Here is a 14,339-nt window from a genome sequence, read left to right on the forward strand (position 1 = left end):
GACGTCCAAGGGCATTCATCGACCCATCCCCTCGCAGTGCTCGGCGTACCAACGGCATCCGTCGTTGTGCTGCACGTTGAGCATGAAGATCCCCGGTGCCGACACGTCCGACTTCAGTACTTGATCGGCGTTGCAGTGATCGCAGCCGCCGGGGATGCGTTCTCCGACCAGTGCTCGCAGCTCCTGCTCTACCGGTGTCGTCGTCCGTCGAGGCCGACGGGGTTTGTTGACCTTGATCCTGCCCATGACAGTGATCCTTTCGATGTCGGTGTCATCTCTCGCGACGCCGGAATTTCTCATTCCCGGCCCCTCCTAGGGGAGGGGGCCGGTGAGAATTTGAGCGACAGTGAGAATTTCAGTGAAAGGGATGAGAATTTGGCAGCGGATCTTACCCCTGGACGAGCCTGTAGCGCGGCCGCCCCTCTGAGCCTTCATTTACCAGGACACCCCTAGTGGCCAGGTTCTTTATCGCCCGGTACGTCGTCGACTCCGGAGTCTCGGCAAGCCGGACGATCTTCGTCGGGCTGGAGGGCTCAGTGAGAAGTTCCGTGAGAACCCTGAGAACTTCTGCTTCACCGTCGGTCGAAATTCTCACGGTCTCGTGAGAGAGAATCACGCTCTCCGCTACCATCTGGACGCGAAGAGTGATCGACGGGAAGTTGGCGGAGTCCTTCTGCTTCTCCGACTTCATCGTGATGAGCCCGGCAGTCTTGTCGCTTTCTACCTTGATCATCGCGTCGCCTGCGCCGTCCATCGCCGACGCGCCTCGGGCGTTCTTCCCGTCGCGGCCGGTGTGGTGGACGAACAGGACGCAGGCCCCCGTCGCTTCGCGTATCCGGTCGGCGGCGGCGACGACTTGCCCCATCTGGCCGTTGCTGTTCTCGTCCACACCGACGGTGCAGCGCGCCTGGGTGTCGATGACCACCAGCACAGGGCCGGCCTCCCGGCAGACGCGCACCAAGGCGTCGAGCTGTTCGGCGTCGAGCAACTGGACGGCCACCGGCAGAAACCTGACGCCGGACATGGGTCGGCCGTAATGCCGCTCCCATGCCTTAACCCGCTTCTTGAGCCCTCGCTTGCCCTCGGCGCAGAGGTACAGCACGGTTCCCGGCCGTTTCACGGAGTGGCCGCAGAACCGTTCGCCGGTCGCGACGCACGCACTCATATGGAGCGCCAGGAACGATTTGAACGATCCGGGCGCCCCGTAGATCCAGGCGACCGTGTCCGCGTCGAGAAGGCCGTCAATGAGCGGCACCGGGTCGGGGAGGGTGTCGACGGCGTCGGCGTCGACGACATTGCGCACGAGCTTGCCGTAGACCCCCTCTTCCGCCCGGTCCTGGGCGACGGCCACCTCGGCGTCGAACGCGGCGAGAAGGTGCGGCATGAGCCTTGCGACTTCGTCCCGTATCTTCTCGGCTTCGCCGTGGTACGTCACAGCTCGTTCCGCCAGCACGGCGATAGCGGTATGCGCGGATGCATTACCGTCGGTTACACTCATGGGTGATCTCGCTTTCACTGTTCGGGGCTGGTCACCTCCGGTGCGGCGGGGTTCGCAGAAGTTGCATTGATTCCGCCCCCGGTCGACCTCTCCTGGCCGGGGGCGGAGTCGCGTTCAGGCGTCCTTTTCCTTCGCCGCTCTGCGCCGTTCGGCGAGGTGCTGCCGGTAGCGGCGGTTGTACTCGGGCTGCCGTTGCTGGCGGCATTTACGGTATTGCCGGTAGGGCTTCGGGTGCGACGGCGACGCGGGTGCCCAGTACTCGTTTCCGAGCCACGGATGACCCCTGTGGCATGTGCCGCCCGTCATGCGGCCTTCTCTACGGTGTGCTCTTCGAGCCACTTCTCGACGTCGGTGCGGCGGTAGCGCACGTGCTTGCCGAACTTGATGCGACGGGGGCCGCTGCCGTCGTAGTTGTAGCAGTAGATCGTCTGGATGGGGACGCCGAGGAATTCAGCGAGTTCCCGGATCGACAGGAGTTCGGTTGCCATGGCGCGGCCTCTCTCACGTTTCGGTGGCCTGTGATGAAATCACCATGCGCCGCCCCTCCCAGGAAAAGCGAAAGCGCCGAAAACCCCAACAACACCAATCGCGACACGCGAATTCACGGAAATTCGAGATCAACAATGCCGCTGACCTGGACATTCGGAGCCGGAAAGCCTTATCCGCTTATGTGAAGCTACAAAATCTTCGGGCAGCAGTAGGCTGGACGTGGACACCAGCACGGAATGAGCACCGCCATGGCCACCGTCGAAGATCGCTGGCATTCCCGGAATCCCCGCCGGAATGTCGACCCCTGCACCGAACACACAACCAGCAATGGCGAGTTGTTCCCCTCAGACATCCACGGCACCGGCAAGCGCTACGCCGTCCGCTGGCGGGATGAGGGGCGTCGGGAGCGGCGGAAGTCCTTCACGAAGAAGGGCGACGCCGACAAGTTCGCCCGGAAGGTCACGACCGACCTGGAACGCGGCCACTACATCGACCCCGATGCCCCGAGGATGCCGCTGCGGAAGGTCTGCGAGGGGTGGCTGGCTAGCGCCGACCACCGGCCTCAGACCGCCCAGGGAGCCGAGCGGCAGTTCCGGATCTGGGTATACCCGTACCTCGGCGACCGCGCCGTCGGCGGCCTCAAGCGCGGCGACATCGAACAGTGGCTGAAGATCCTGCGTCAGACGCTGGCCGAGTCGACGACGGCGATCATCTACGGCCGGCTCAAGGCGGTCCTCACCTGGGCGGTGCACAACGACGTGATCGTCAAGAACCCGTGCGCGGGCATCAAGGCTCCCAGCGCACGCCGCCCGGAGATCGTCCCGCTGCCGCATGAGGCGGTGGCGGCACTCGTCGCGGCGGCCCCGCCCAGGTACCGGGCGATGGTGCTGCTGGCGGCCGGGTCGGGCTTGCGGATGGGCGAACTCGTCGGCCTCGAACTCCGGGACCTCGACCTCGACAAGGGCGAGGTGCACGTGCGGCAGCAGGCGGTGCGGCTCGACCAGGGGGAGCCCTACATCGGCCCGCCCAAGACGGACAGCAGCTACCGGACGGTGCCGCTCGCCAAGGGCGTCGTGGAGGCCCTGAACGAGCACGTGAGGCGCTTTCCACCGGTACCCGTGGAACTGGTCGACCGGACCGATTCCCGCCGCCCTCACGCGCGTACGGCGCTCCTCGTCTTCGCCAACGGCAGCGGCAGGGCGGCGATCAACGGCGGCAACTGGTCCGGTGTGTGGGCGAACATGCGCACGCGGGCGAACGAGGCACTGGCAGAGGCGGACTCGCCGATACGGATACCGCAGTCGGCGTCCATGCACGATCTTCGGCACTACTACGCGTCCCTGCTAATCGCCCACCGGGAATCGATCAAGACAGTGCAGAAGCGGCTGGGGCACGCCAAGCCCTCCGTGACGCTCGACGTGTATGTGCACCTCTTCGACGAGGTCGAGGACACCACGCGCGACGCCGTCCAGAGCGCCCTCGGTGGCCTCACGATTGAGTGACGGAGGCACTACGCGCTGTGTGGTAACTTCTCCCCCGGCGGCGCTCACTTCGCGAGAAGCAGCGCCACCTCAGGAAAGGTGACGGGTTCCCTTCCTGAGGCATGCCTGGAAGCAAGGGGCCCTCACCCGGTCTATCGGGAAGAAGGGCTCCTAGTTCATGTTCACCAGCGTTTCAGCGGTGGTCATCGCGATCCTGCTCGCCGTCGTCGTCGCTCTGCTGCGCGCGCTCCTTGTCCGCGAGTCGGGCGGCTCGGGTCGTGAGGCCATCGATTCGTCCGCCCGCGCCTTCCGCTGGACCCTGGGCGTCATCGTCACGGTGATCGTGATCTACGTCGTCCCCGACGGCATCACCATGATTCAGTGAGCCGCCGTGCCGGTGTGTCCTGGTGGTGTCCGGATCATGCGGGATCAGAGACAAGTGCCTGCTCAGCGCGGCGACTGGGCCAGTACGACCAGAAGCGGCCGTCCGAGACGCACAGGGCCTCCACCACCGGGATGTCCAGGGCACCGCACTCCAGGCGCAGGGTGTGGGCGAGCGGCCCCAGCCGCTCCTTGACCTGCCGGCCCGATTCGCCCGGGCCCGGTTCGTGGCAGAGGAAGACGACCATCTGCTCGGGCCGGGCGCCCCGGCGCTCGCTGCCCGTCACCAGACCGTGGACCAGCTGCCGGGCGGCGGAGGGCCAGTCGTCGGGGTTGGCGGGGACGCCGAGCCGGGCGCGGCCGCCGAACCGGCCCCGTCCGTCCTTGTCGTGCAGGGCGACCAGCACGATGCTGTCCTCGGGACGGTAGCCGAGCAGGTAGGGCAGGGCGTCGGCGAGCTCGGCCGGGGAGCGCAGGGTGACCTGCTGTCCGTCGCCATGGCTGTCGTACGCGGTGCAGGTGATGTCCTGCGGACGCGGTGCGCGGTCTTCGTCGCCGGGTGTCCGGGGACCGGTGTCGCGTCCGCGGATGTCACCGTTTTCGGGGGATCCAGTGGTTTCGCCGTGGTTCGTCATGCGAAGACGATCTCGCGGATTGCAGCCTTCCGGTTTTCCCTGTGGATAAATCCGACCAGGGACATGTCACCGGCTTCGGGGTCCGAGGACCGCTCCCGCGCGCCCGCCCGCATGTCAGTGGTGTCCTGTTGGATGGACCCATGGAGCACACGAGCAACGCGGATCTCCGCACGGCCGCCGACGCGGTTCTCGCCCGCCTCGTCGGGGACGCCTCGGGCGGGGCCCGGCTGCGCGAGGACCAGTGGCGGGCGATCGAGGCACTGGTCGCCGACAAGCGCCGGGCCCTGGTCGTGCAGCGCACGGGCTGGGGCAAGTCCGCCGTCTACTTCGTGGCCACCTCACTGCTGCGGGCCCGGGGCAGCGGCCCCACCGTGATCGTCTCCCCGCTGTTGGCGCTCATGCGCAACCAGGTGGAGGCCGCGGCCAGAGCCGGAATCCGCGCCCGGACCATCAACTCCTCCAACAGCGAGGAATGGGAGTCCGTCCAGGCGGAGATCGCCGCGGGCGACGTCGATGTGCTGCTGGTGAGCCCGGAGCGGCTGAACAACCCCGACTTCCGCGACCAGGTGCTGCCCAGGCTCTCCGCCGCGACCGGGCTCCTGGTCGTCGACGAGGCGCACTGCATCTCCGACTGGGGGCACGACTTCCGCCCGGACTACCGCCGGCTGCGCACCATGCTCGCCGACCTCCCGGACGGCGTGCCCGTCCTCGCCACCACCGCCACCGCCAACGCCCGTGTCACCGCCGACGTAGCGGAACAGCTGGGCACGGGAGGCTCGTCGGACGCGCTGGTGCTGCGGGGCCCGCTGGACCGGGAGAGCCTGAGCCTGAGCGTGCTGCGCCTGCCGGACGCCGCGCACCGGATGGCCTGGCTCGCCGACCACCTGGACGAGCTCCCGGGCTCGGGGATCGTCTACACGCTCACCGTGGCCGCCGCCGAGGAGGTCACCGCCTTCCTGCGGCAGCGCGGGCACACCGTCGCCCCGTACACCGGCAGGACGGAGAACGCCGACCGGCAGCAGGCCGAGGAGGACCTGCTCGCCAACAAGGTGAAGGCCCTGGTCGCCACCTCCGCGCTCGGCATGGGCTTCGACAAGCCCGACCTGGGCTTCGTGGTGCATCTCGGCTCACCGTCCTCCCCCATCTCCTACTACCAGCAGGTCGGCCGCGCCGGACGCGGTGTCCGGCACGCCGAGGTGCTACTGCTGCCGGGGAAGGAGGACGAGGCGATCTGGGAGTACTTCGCGTCGCTCGCCTTCCCCCCGGAGGACCTGGTGCGCCGTACGCTCGACGTCCTCGCGCGCTCCGACCGGCCCGTGTCGCTGCCGGCCCTCGAGCCGCTGGTGGAGCTGCGCCGCTCCCGCCTGGAGACCATGCTCAAGGTGCTCGACGTGGACGGGGCGGTGAAGCGGGTCAAGGGCGGCTGGATCGCGACCGGGCAACCGTGGACGTACGACGCCGAGCGGTACGCGTGGGTGGCGCGCCAGCGCAAGGCCGAACAGCAGGCGATGCGCGCGTACGCGGCGAGCACGGACTGCCGGATGGAGTTCCTGCGGCGCCAGTTGGACGACGAGGGCGCCAAGCCCTGCGGCCGCTGCGACAACTGCGCGGGCGCGCGGTACACCCCCGAGGCCTCCTCGACCGCCCTCGAGGCGGCCCGCGTGGATCTCGGCCGGGCGGGCGTCGAGGTGGAGCCCCGGCGGATGTGGCCCACCGGGCTCCCGGCGATCGGCATGGACCTCAAGGGGCGCATTCCGGCGGGGGAACAGGCCGATCGGGGCATGGCGCTGGGGCGCCTGTCGGACATCGGCTGGGGCAACCGGCTGCGTCCGATGTTCGCGCCGCAGGCACCGGACGAGCCGGTGCCGGACGACGTCGCCCGGGCCGTGGTGGGCGTACTGGCGGACTGGGCCAAGGGGCCCGGCGGCTGGGCCCCGGGGGCGACGGAGCCCCGGCCCCGGCCGGTGGGAGTGGTCACCCTCGCCTCCCGCAGCCGACCCCGGCTGATCCACTCGCTGGGGGCGCGCATCGCGGAGATCGGACGGCTGCCGCTGCTGGGATCGGTGGCCTACACGGGCGAGGCCCGCTCCGTCTCCCGGAGCAACAGCGCGCAGCGCCTCAAGGCCCTGGACGGGGCGCTGACCGTGTCCGCCGACCTCGCCGCCGCGCTGGCCGAGACGCCGGGCCCGGTCCTCCTCGTGGACGACTACACGGAGACGGGCTGGACCCTCGCGGTCGCGGCGCGTCTGCTCCGGCGGGCCGGTGCACAAGGCGTGCTGCCTCTGGTGCTGGCCGTACAGGGCTGATGGTTCGGCCCGTCCAACAGGTGGGGATATAAGACGTGTAACACCCGATACCGGGCCGCTTCCTCAATTTGCTCGTTGCCGCATCCAAGTTCGACAGGAAGAATTGAAGGACGCACCCGCACGGCTCGCCCGCCGATCTGGTAGGGCTCCGCTGCGTGCGCGCTCCCCCGAATCCGACCCTGCCCGCAGTCCGGGCGTAGCCGAAGGGAGGACCGTGACCTTCGGATTCGCTCCGTCCTCGGCGGCATCGCTGTCGACGTCCGCCGCTTCCGCCAACCGTGTGCTCGAACCCGCGGAGTGGGCCGCCGCGGGAATCCCGCTGCTGGGCAGCCCGCGGGAGGTCGTCAGCGGACTGCACGCCCGGCACCGTCCCGGTCCGGCGACCGCGGTCGTCGCCGTGCTCGATCCGGACGAACGTGTGCGGGCGAGCGCGTCGTTCACCCGGCGCACCACCTCCGCGGACGGCTGGCTGCTCCGTAATGTACTGCTGGACCAGTTGCGCCGGGTGATCCCGCACGACCTGCGCCGCCGCACCCCGGTGCGCACCGCCGTGCTGCTCTACTGCCGCGACGGCGACGCGCGCTGGACGGAGGAGGACGGCGCGTGGATGTGGGGACTGCGCGACGCCTGCACCCTGCACGGGCTGCGCTGCGGGGCGTACATCACGCTGACCCGTGACGGGTGGCAGGTTCTCGGTGAGGGGCGCGGCGGCCGCCACCCCAGCGCCGGCTCGGCGCCGGAACCGTTTGCCACGACCACGGTGCCTCCCCGGATACCGCGCACGGGTGGCGCCGCGTCGGAGGTTCTGCGCCGCGCGGCGGCACGCTGACGTCACGGAGACGCCGTCGGGCATCCGGGCGACGCAGGGTGATGCGGGACGGACCGCACAACGGCGCGGTGCGCCGCCTCGGCACGACGCCCGCCCCGGCCCCGTGCCGGGGCGGCGGAGACGCAGGAGCATCGCTCCTCCGGTCCCGGGCACGCCGAACCGCCGATCGTGCGGACGCCGCGACCGCGGCGTCCGCGTCCGGCCGGATGCCGAGGCGTCGGCTCAGACGCCCGCGCCCAGCACCGAGTTGATGCGCTGCGGGTCGCCGCAGACGATCAGCAGGGCGCCGGCCCGGGCATGCGCCGCCGACAGGGCGGAGGCGGCCACGGATTCCGGGCCTCCGTTGACGGCGACCACGACGACAGGCCGCGCACCGGCACGCTCGGCGACCTTGGCGTCCGTGTAGAAGACGTCGTCACCGGCGTCGTGCTGGGCCCAGTAGGAGGCTTCGCCGAAGGACAGTTCGTGGGTGGCCCACGGGTGCGGGTCGCCGGTGGTGATCACCAGCACGTCGCCGGGGGCGCGGCCCGAGTCCAGCAGCAGGTCCACGGCCTCTTCGGCGGCGTCGAGCGCCCCCTGGGCCGAGGCCGGGATCAACTGGAGCTGCGGGGTGGCCGCCTTGGACGCGGGCGGGCCCGGAGGAACGGGCTTGGCCGCGTCACGCGACGCGCGCTGCACCGGTGGCGCGGGCCGCGGCGGGCCGGGGCGACCGGGACGCGACGAAGCCGCGGGGCGGGGACCGGGTACGGGGCGGGGGGTCGGCGCGGTGCGGGGACCCTGGGCACTCTCGTGAATCTGAGGCTCCTCGGGAATGAGAGGCATGAGCTGATTTTTATCAAACGTTGGTACGGCTCGCGCCGCCGGGTGGCACATGAGTACGAGCGGCCCGTCAGAAATCGAAGCCGAGTTGCCCCTCGATCTCCCGAACGCGCCCTTCTGTCCAGCTGCGGGCCTTCTTGAGGTGCCGCCACTGGGGCAGCGCATCAAGATACGCCCACGACAACCGGTGGTACGGAGTGGGGCCCCGGACCTCCAGTGCGGCCTTGTGCACGGGCGACGGATACCCGGCGTTGTCCGCAAAACCGAAGTCTGCATGGTCGGCACCCAGTTCGGCCATCATTTTGTCGCGCTGAACCTTGGCGATCACCGAGGCCGCCGCGACGGCCACGCACGACCGGTCGCCCTTGATGACCGTACGGACCTTCCAGGGCGTGCCGAGATAGTCGTGCTTGCCGTCGAGGATCACCGCGTCCGGCCGGACCGGCAGCTCCCCCAGCGCACGCACCGCCGCCAGCCGCAGCGCGGCCGTCATCCCCAGGGCGTCGATCTCCTCGGGGGAAGCGTGCCCCAGGGCGTACGAGGTCACCCAGCTCCGCAGTGTCTCGGCGAGCTCGGTGCGTCGCCTGACGGTGAGGAGCTTGGAATCGGTGAGGCCCTCCGGGGGCCTGCGCAGTCCGGTGACCGCCGCGCAGACGGTGACAGGGCCGGCCCACGCGCCGCGCCCCACCTCGTCGACACCTGCAACGATCTTCGCCCCGGTCGTGGCGCGCAGAGAGCGCTCGACGGTGTGAGTAGGTGGTTCGTACGGCATGGCGCCCTTAGCGTACGCCGCCCGTGCGGGCCCGCGACACCCCGGCCCCCGAGCGGCGCCGGCCGCTCACGGAAACCGCGGTCAGAAGCTCTCCGGCCGCAGCAGCGGAACCATCAACTGGTCGATCATCTCCTCCAGATCGACGTCCGACCATTCACTGCCGCACACCTTCGAGCGATACATCATCATCGCCGGAATGGCGTCGAAGACATATCCGTTCGCCGCGTCGGCACGCACCTCCCCCCGCTCGATTCCGCGCTCGATCACGGCGCGCAGCATCTTGATGGTGGGTTCCACGACCCCGTCGAAGATGACGGCATGGAAGCGCTCGGCCTGAAGCGTGTCACATTCGTGAATGACCGAACGCAGAGCACATCCCGGCTGGGAGAACATCGCGTCACGCGCCCGCAGGCACAGGTCCAGCAGATCCTCGCGCACGCCGCCCAGGTCCGGCGCCTCGTCGAACCGCGGCAGCCCGGCCCGCAGCGCGTCGGCGACCAGGTCCTCCTTGGACGGCCAGCGCCGGTAGACGGCGGCCTTTCCGGTCTGGGCGCCCGCGGCGACGCCCTCCATCGTCAGGCCGTTCCAGCCGACCGTACTGAGCTGCTCCAGGGCGGCATCGAGGATCGCGCGTTCCAGTACGGCACCGCGGCGGCGGGATGCGGCCGTCCGATCCTGGGCGGCCACCCAGCTCGAAGAAACCATCTGACTCTCCAACGAGCAGAGGAAGCGGGCATTCGGGGATGAAGCGCGCACCGCGCGGCGACCGAGGGGGACACGCCGAGCGGTAACGCATTAAGTGAACGCTTGCGTTCACTGTCGGGGACTCATACCGTTGACGCAACAGTGAACGCGAGCGTTCACTGACGCACTCGTGGGGGACCCATAGTGACAACCTCTCCTTTGATCCAGGACCAGAAGCCAGGCGCGGCCCGCCGGGCCGGCCGTCCCGGCATCGCACTCACCGTCATCGCGGCCTGCCAACTCATGGTGGTCCTCGACTCGACGATTGTGAACATCGCGCTGCCGCACATCCAGAACGCTCTCGAGTTCAGCACCACCGACCTCACCTGGGTGATCAGCGCCTACACCCTGACCTTCGGCGGCCTGCTGCTGCTCGGCGGCCGGGCCGGCGACATCCTCGGCCGCCGCCGCGTCTTCATGACCGGCATCCTGCTGTTCACCCTCGCCTCCCTGCTCGGCGGATTCGCCCAGGAACCGTGGCAGTTGCTGGCCGCGCGCGTCCTGCAGGGCGTGGGCGGCGCCATCGCCTCGCCCACCTCGCTGGCGCTCATCACCACCACGTTCCCGGAAGGCCCCGAACGCAACCGCGCCTTCGGCATCTTCGCCGCGGTCTCCGCGGGCGGCGGCGCCATCGGCCTCCTCGCGGGCGGCATGCTCACCGAGTGGCTCGACTGGCGGTGGGTGCTCTTCGTCAACGTGCCGATCGGCCTGCTGATCGTCGTCCTCACACCGATGTACATCAACGAGTCCGAGCGGCACACCGGCCGTTTCGACATCGCGGGCGCGGTGGCCTCGACGGCCGGTATGGCCTCCCTCGTCTACGGCTTCATCCGCGCGGCGGAGGAGGGCTGGCGGGACGGGCTGACCATCGGCTCCTTCGCGGCCGCCGTGGTCCTGCTGGTGGCCTTCGCGCTGATCGAGTCCCGGGCCAAGGAGCCGATCACCCCGCTGCGGATGTTCACCGACCGCAACCGCGCGGGCACGTACGTGATCATGCTCAGCCTGGCCGCGGCGATGTTCGGCATGTTCTTCTACATCGTCCTCTTCGTGCAGAACGTGCTCGGATACAGCCCGATCGAAGCCGGACTCGCCTTCCTGCCGGTGACAGTCGTCATCGCGCTCGGGGCCGGTCTGTCGCAGCGCTTCCTTCCCGTGTTCGGCCCCAAGCCGTTCATGCTCGTCGGGTCGGCGCTCGCCGCGATCGGACTGACCTGGCAGACGCTGATCAGCTCCGACAGTTCGTACGCCGGCGGCATCCTCGGCCCCATGCTGGTCTTCGGCTTCGGCATGGGACTGAACTTCGTGACGCTGACGCTCACCGCGGTCTCCGGCGTGGCCCAGCACGAGGCCGGCGCCGCGTCCGGACTGCTCAACGCGACCCAGCAGGTGGGCGGGTCGGTGGGACTGGCCCTCCTGACGACGGTGTTCGGCACGGCCAGCAAGGACGAGGCGGAGAAGCAGATCCCGGGCTTCCTCGCGGAAGGAACGGCGCAGCAGAAGGCGGAGTTCGCCCAGACGCAGCAACTGCCCGCCCCCTGGGGTCACGAGGTGCTCACCGAGGGCATCTCCACGGCCTTCGTCCCGGCTGCCGCGATGGCCGTACTCGCCCTGGCCACCGCCTGGTTCGTCATCCGGGTCCGCAAGAGCGACCTGGAGGCGCTGTCCGGCTCCGCCGGACCGGGCATGGGCTGAGAAGGGAACACCACGGAGCCGGCCCGGCAGCGCACCCGCCGACGTCTTCGGACTCGGCCGGCGAACGCCCGGCCGGCTCGTGCCCATCAGGGCGAACAGGACCCTGGGCAACGCCTTCACGATCACCACCACGGCCCCTCCCCCGCACCGCTCCCGTACGACAGACGTGTCTACACGTGTCAGGCCCCATGCCTCACACAGCGGACACTTCGACAACGGCCGCCGGTCACGGAGAGTTCCCGGCGTGCACAGAGAGTTCCGGACTTCGTCCTCGAGCCGGGGCGGTGTCCGGTCCCCGCCCTCAGACCGCGGTCCGCATCCAGTCCGGCAGGGGCTCGACCCGGTCGGCCCACTCCGCGGGCGGTGCCCCCGCCCTCCCGGCGGCGACCACGCCGCCCACGATCGCACAGGTCGTGTCGACGTCCCCGCCCACCTGCGCGGTCGTCCAGAACGCCCGCTCGTAGTCACCGAGGGACCGGGCCGCCGACCAGAGCGCGAAGGGCACCGTGTCGTGCGCCGTCGTACGCCGTCCGCAACCGAGCACGGCCGCGACGGTGGCCGCGTCGCCGTAGTCGAGCATGTCCCGGGCCCTGCGCAGCCCCGCACCGACCGCGCTCCTCGCGGGCACCAGCGCGATGACCCCGTCGAGGAGGGCCTCCGAGCCGGGCGGCCCGCCGGGCGCGGCGGCCAGCGCGGCCGCCGCCGCGACGGCCATGGCACCGACCACGGCCTCACGATGCTGATGCGTGGGATAGGCGGAGATCTCGGCCTGGTGGGTGGCCTGCTCCGGGTCGTCCGCGTACCAGGCGCCCAACGGCGCGATCCGCATCGCGGCGCCGTTGCCCCACGACCCCTGCCCGTCGAAGAGCGCGGCGGCGAGTTCCCGCCAGTCGCCGCCCTCGCGGACCAGTCGCAGCAGCCGGTTGACCGCGGGCCCGTACCCCCGGTCGAAGTCGTGGTGCGTGGCGAAGGACCACGCGAGGGCGTCCTGGTCGATCCGGTGGTGCGTGGCCAGGACGGAGACGACGGAGCACGCCATCTCCGTGTCGTCCGTCCACTGCCAGGGTGCCGGAGGCAGTTCGCGACGCTTGAGCAGCGGGTAGTTCACCGGCACGAAGAACTGGGAGCCGAGCGCGTCTCCCACGGACACGCCGCGCAGACTGGCCAGGGCGCGGTCCAGGCGCCCGGCGGAAGAGGAATCAGCGGTCATCGCCCTGCCACTCTATCCGGTGACCCTCTGTTCATCCGGTGATCCCGTAGGGTTCCGGATCCCGCCAGCGCCCGAAAGGCCGGTCGAGGGTGTACTTGCCGTTCTCCCCCAGAACGAGCATCCGCATCTCGGCGTTCCCCGGGTTCGAGAGCGACTCGAACTCCGCCACGGTCCAGTGGAACCACCGCATGCAGAACAGCCGCATGGCCAGACCGTGGGTGACGATCAGGACGTTCGGGGGGTGGTCGGGGGCCTCGAAGCTGCGGAACAGGCTCTCCAGGAAGCCGCCGACCCGGTCGTAGACGTCGGCTCCGGACTCCCCCTGGGCGAACCGGTAGAAGAAGTGCCCGTAGGCGTCCCGGTAGGCCTTCTGCAGACGCACGTCCTCCCGGTCCTGCCAGTTGCCCCAGTCCTGCTCGCGCAGCCTCGGTTCCTCGCGCACGCGTATCCGCTCCGGGTCGAGCCGGAAGGCGCTCAGCGTCTGGTGCGTGCGGCGGTAGGGGGAGACGTAGACGCTGACGTGTTCGCGGCCGAAGAGTTCCCGCAGCCGCTCACCCGTCTCCGCCGCCTGCCGCGTGCCCCGCTCGGTCAGGGCCAGGGCGTGATCGGGTTCGCGTTCATAGACGGAGTCATCAACATTGCCCGTTGATTCGCCGTGTCGGACAAGGACGATGCGCCGTGGTCGTGCCATGCCGAAACCCTAGATCGAGTGACGGCCGGACGAGCACCCGTGCGGGCCGTGTACGGCGTAGGTCACACACGTCCCACACCCCGCGCCACGCCGGCGCGCACCTTCGCGAGCCCGGACGTCACACCGTCCAGGCCGACTCCATCTCCACGATGTCCCCCGCCAGGGCCGCGACGTCGGCCTCCGTCTGCGCCCTCAGCGCGAGGCGCTCCACCCGCTCGGTGCGGTACTTGCCGTGCTCGGCGGCCGACCGCCACATCGACAGCACCAGGAACTCGTGCCCGGGCGCCTCCGCGAACAGTCCCCGGACCATACCGGGCGATCCGGCCATGGCCGGGTTCCAGACCTTCTCCTGCATCAGCACGAAGTGTTCCGACCGCTCCTCGTGCACGCGGCACAGCGCCACCCTGAGCAGATCGGCGTCCGTGAAACGCGGTTCGAAGCCGGTCTTCACGTCGAAACGGTGGTCGAAGAGCCTGACCTGGGCGTCCTTGAACGTGCCCGACTGGGCCGAGGCGAGCCGGTCGTGGGAGCGGGCCATGAACGAGTCGTAGAAGGCGCGGCTCTCCCAGAAGGAGAAGACGTGCGCCACGTCCGGCCGCCCCCGGCTCCAGCCTCCGCCCTGTCCGCGAAACCCCGGCTCCCCCAGAAGCCCCGCCCACTTCCGCTGCCCCCGCTCGAACCCGCGGCGGTCCACCACGGTGCAGCGAATCCACTTGACCAGCACCGCGCCATCGTAAGGCCAGGGAGCATGGCGCCGGTCACCCCCGGAGTGACTGCTTACCGTCGTCCGCC

14 protein-coding genes and 1 pseudogene are annotated in these 14,339 nt (G+C 69.8%); 5 read left to right on the forward strand and 10 right to left on the reverse strand.

What is annotated here, in order from left to right:
• Window positions 1-15: 15 nt before the first annotated feature.
• The 3 genes from ACH5AO_RS11290 to ACH5AO_RS11300 all read right to left on the reverse strand — a co-directional run bounded on the left by ACH5AO_RS11290 (window position 16) and on the right by ACH5AO_RS11300 (window position 1,986).
• Entirely contained in the window at window positions 16-246 is a 231-nt protein-coding gene (locus ACH5AO_RS11290; RefSeq protein ID WP_398923987.1) for a hypothetical protein, read from the reverse strand.
• Between the two features lie 142 nt (window positions 247-388).
• The gene (locus ACH5AO_RS11295) at window positions 389-1,498 is read right to left on the reverse strand and encodes an AAA family ATPase (protein WP_398923989.1); all 1,110 of its coding nucleotides are present in this window, start codon (window positions 1,496-1,498) and stop codon (window positions 389-391) included.
• Window positions 1,499-1,800: 302 nt separating this feature from the next.
• Window positions 1,801-1,986, reverse strand: a complete 186-nt coding sequence (locus tag ACH5AO_RS11300; RefSeq protein ID WP_398923990.1) for a helix-turn-helix transcriptional regulator — start codon at window positions 1,984-1,986, stop codon at window positions 1,801-1,803.
• A gap of 336 nt (window positions 1,987-2,322) precedes the next feature.
• On the opposite strand from ACH5AO_RS11300, the gene xerC reads away from it, so the two are divergent.
• A complete protein-coding gene (xerC, locus tag ACH5AO_RS11305; RefSeq protein ID WP_398923991.1) occupies window positions 2,323-3,489 on the forward strand; it encodes a tyrosine recombinase XerC in 1,167 nt (388 codons plus the stop codon).
• A gap of 157 nt (window positions 3,490-3,646) precedes the next feature.
• A complete protein-coding gene (locus ACH5AO_RS11310; protein ID WP_398923992.1) occupies window positions 3,647-3,853 on the forward strand; it encodes a hypothetical protein in 207 nt (68 codons plus the stop codon).
• An 82-nt stretch (window positions 3,854-3,935) separates the two neighbouring features.
• Here ACH5AO_RS11310 and ACH5AO_RS11315 read toward each other — a convergent pair.
• Window positions 3,936-4,484 (reverse strand): annotated as a pseudogene (locus ACH5AO_RS11315) (DUF4192 family protein); the annotation flags it as partial.
• Between the two features lie 140 nt (window positions 4,485-4,624).
• On the opposite strand from ACH5AO_RS11315, the gene ACH5AO_RS11320 reads away from it, so the two are divergent.
• Window positions 4,625-6,790, forward strand: coding sequence for a RecQ family ATP-dependent DNA helicase (locus ACH5AO_RS11320; RefSeq protein WP_398923993.1), 2,166 nt, complete (start codon window positions 4,625-4,627; stop codon window positions 6,788-6,790).
• Between the two features lie 214 nt (window positions 6,791-7,004).
• On the forward strand, window positions 7,005-7,619 hold the full coding sequence (locus tag ACH5AO_RS11325; RefSeq protein WP_398923994.1) for a hypothetical protein: 615 nt from the start codon (window positions 7,005-7,007) through the stop codon (window positions 7,617-7,619).
• 222 nt (window positions 7,620-7,841) lie between these two features.
• Here the strand turns inward: ACH5AO_RS11325 and ACH5AO_RS11330 are convergent, their stop codons facing one another.
• The 3 genes from ACH5AO_RS11330 to ACH5AO_RS11340 form a co-directional block, all read right to left on the reverse strand.
• A complete protein-coding gene (locus tag ACH5AO_RS11330) occupies window positions 7,842-8,441 on the reverse strand; it encodes a hypothetical protein (protein ID WP_398923995.1) in 600 nt (199 codons plus the stop codon).
• A 67-nt stretch (window positions 8,442-8,508) separates the two neighbouring features.
• Window positions 8,509-9,210 (reverse strand): ribonuclease HII, encoded by a 702-nt coding sequence (locus tag ACH5AO_RS11335; protein ID WP_398923996.1) that lies wholly within the window; start codon window positions 9,208-9,210, stop codon window positions 8,509-8,511.
• 81 nt (window positions 9,211-9,291) lie between these two features.
• On the reverse strand, window positions 9,292-9,915 hold the full coding sequence (locus ACH5AO_RS11340) for a TetR/AcrR family transcriptional regulator (RefSeq protein ID WP_398924055.1): 624 nt from the start codon (window positions 9,913-9,915) through the stop codon (window positions 9,292-9,294).
• A gap of 183 nt (window positions 9,916-10,098) precedes the next feature.
• Here ACH5AO_RS11340 and ACH5AO_RS11345 point away from each other — a divergent pair, with 183 nt between their 5' ends.
• Window positions 10,099-11,646: an MFS transporter gene (locus ACH5AO_RS11345; protein WP_398923997.1), complete on the forward strand. Its 1,548-nt coding sequence runs from the start codon at window positions 10,099-10,101 to the stop codon at window positions 11,644-11,646.
• 301 nt (window positions 11,647-11,947) lie between these two features.
• Here the strand turns inward: ACH5AO_RS11345 and ACH5AO_RS11350 are convergent, their stop codons facing one another.
• The 3 genes from ACH5AO_RS11350 to ACH5AO_RS11360 form a co-directional block, all read right to left on the reverse strand.
• A complete protein-coding gene (locus ACH5AO_RS11350) occupies window positions 11,948-12,856 on the reverse strand; it encodes an ADP-ribosylglycohydrolase family protein (protein WP_398923999.1) in 909 nt (302 codons plus the stop codon).
• A gap of 31 nt (window positions 12,857-12,887) precedes the next feature.
• Window positions 12,888-13,547 (reverse strand): histidine phosphatase family protein, encoded by a 660-nt coding sequence (locus ACH5AO_RS11355; protein WP_398924000.1) that lies wholly within the window; start codon window positions 13,545-13,547, stop codon window positions 12,888-12,890.
• A 118-nt stretch (window positions 13,548-13,665) separates the two neighbouring features.
• The gene (locus ACH5AO_RS11360; protein ID WP_398924002.1) at window positions 13,666-14,271 is read right to left on the reverse strand and encodes a YdbC family protein; all 606 of its coding nucleotides are present in this window, start codon (window positions 14,269-14,271) and stop codon (window positions 13,666-13,668) included.
• Window positions 14,272-14,339 lie beyond the last annotated feature (68 nt).

Source organism: Streptomyces sp. NPDC018964 (assembly GCF_044390325.1).
GTDB lineage: Bacteria > Actinomycetota > Actinomycetes > Streptomycetales > Streptomycetaceae > Streptomyces.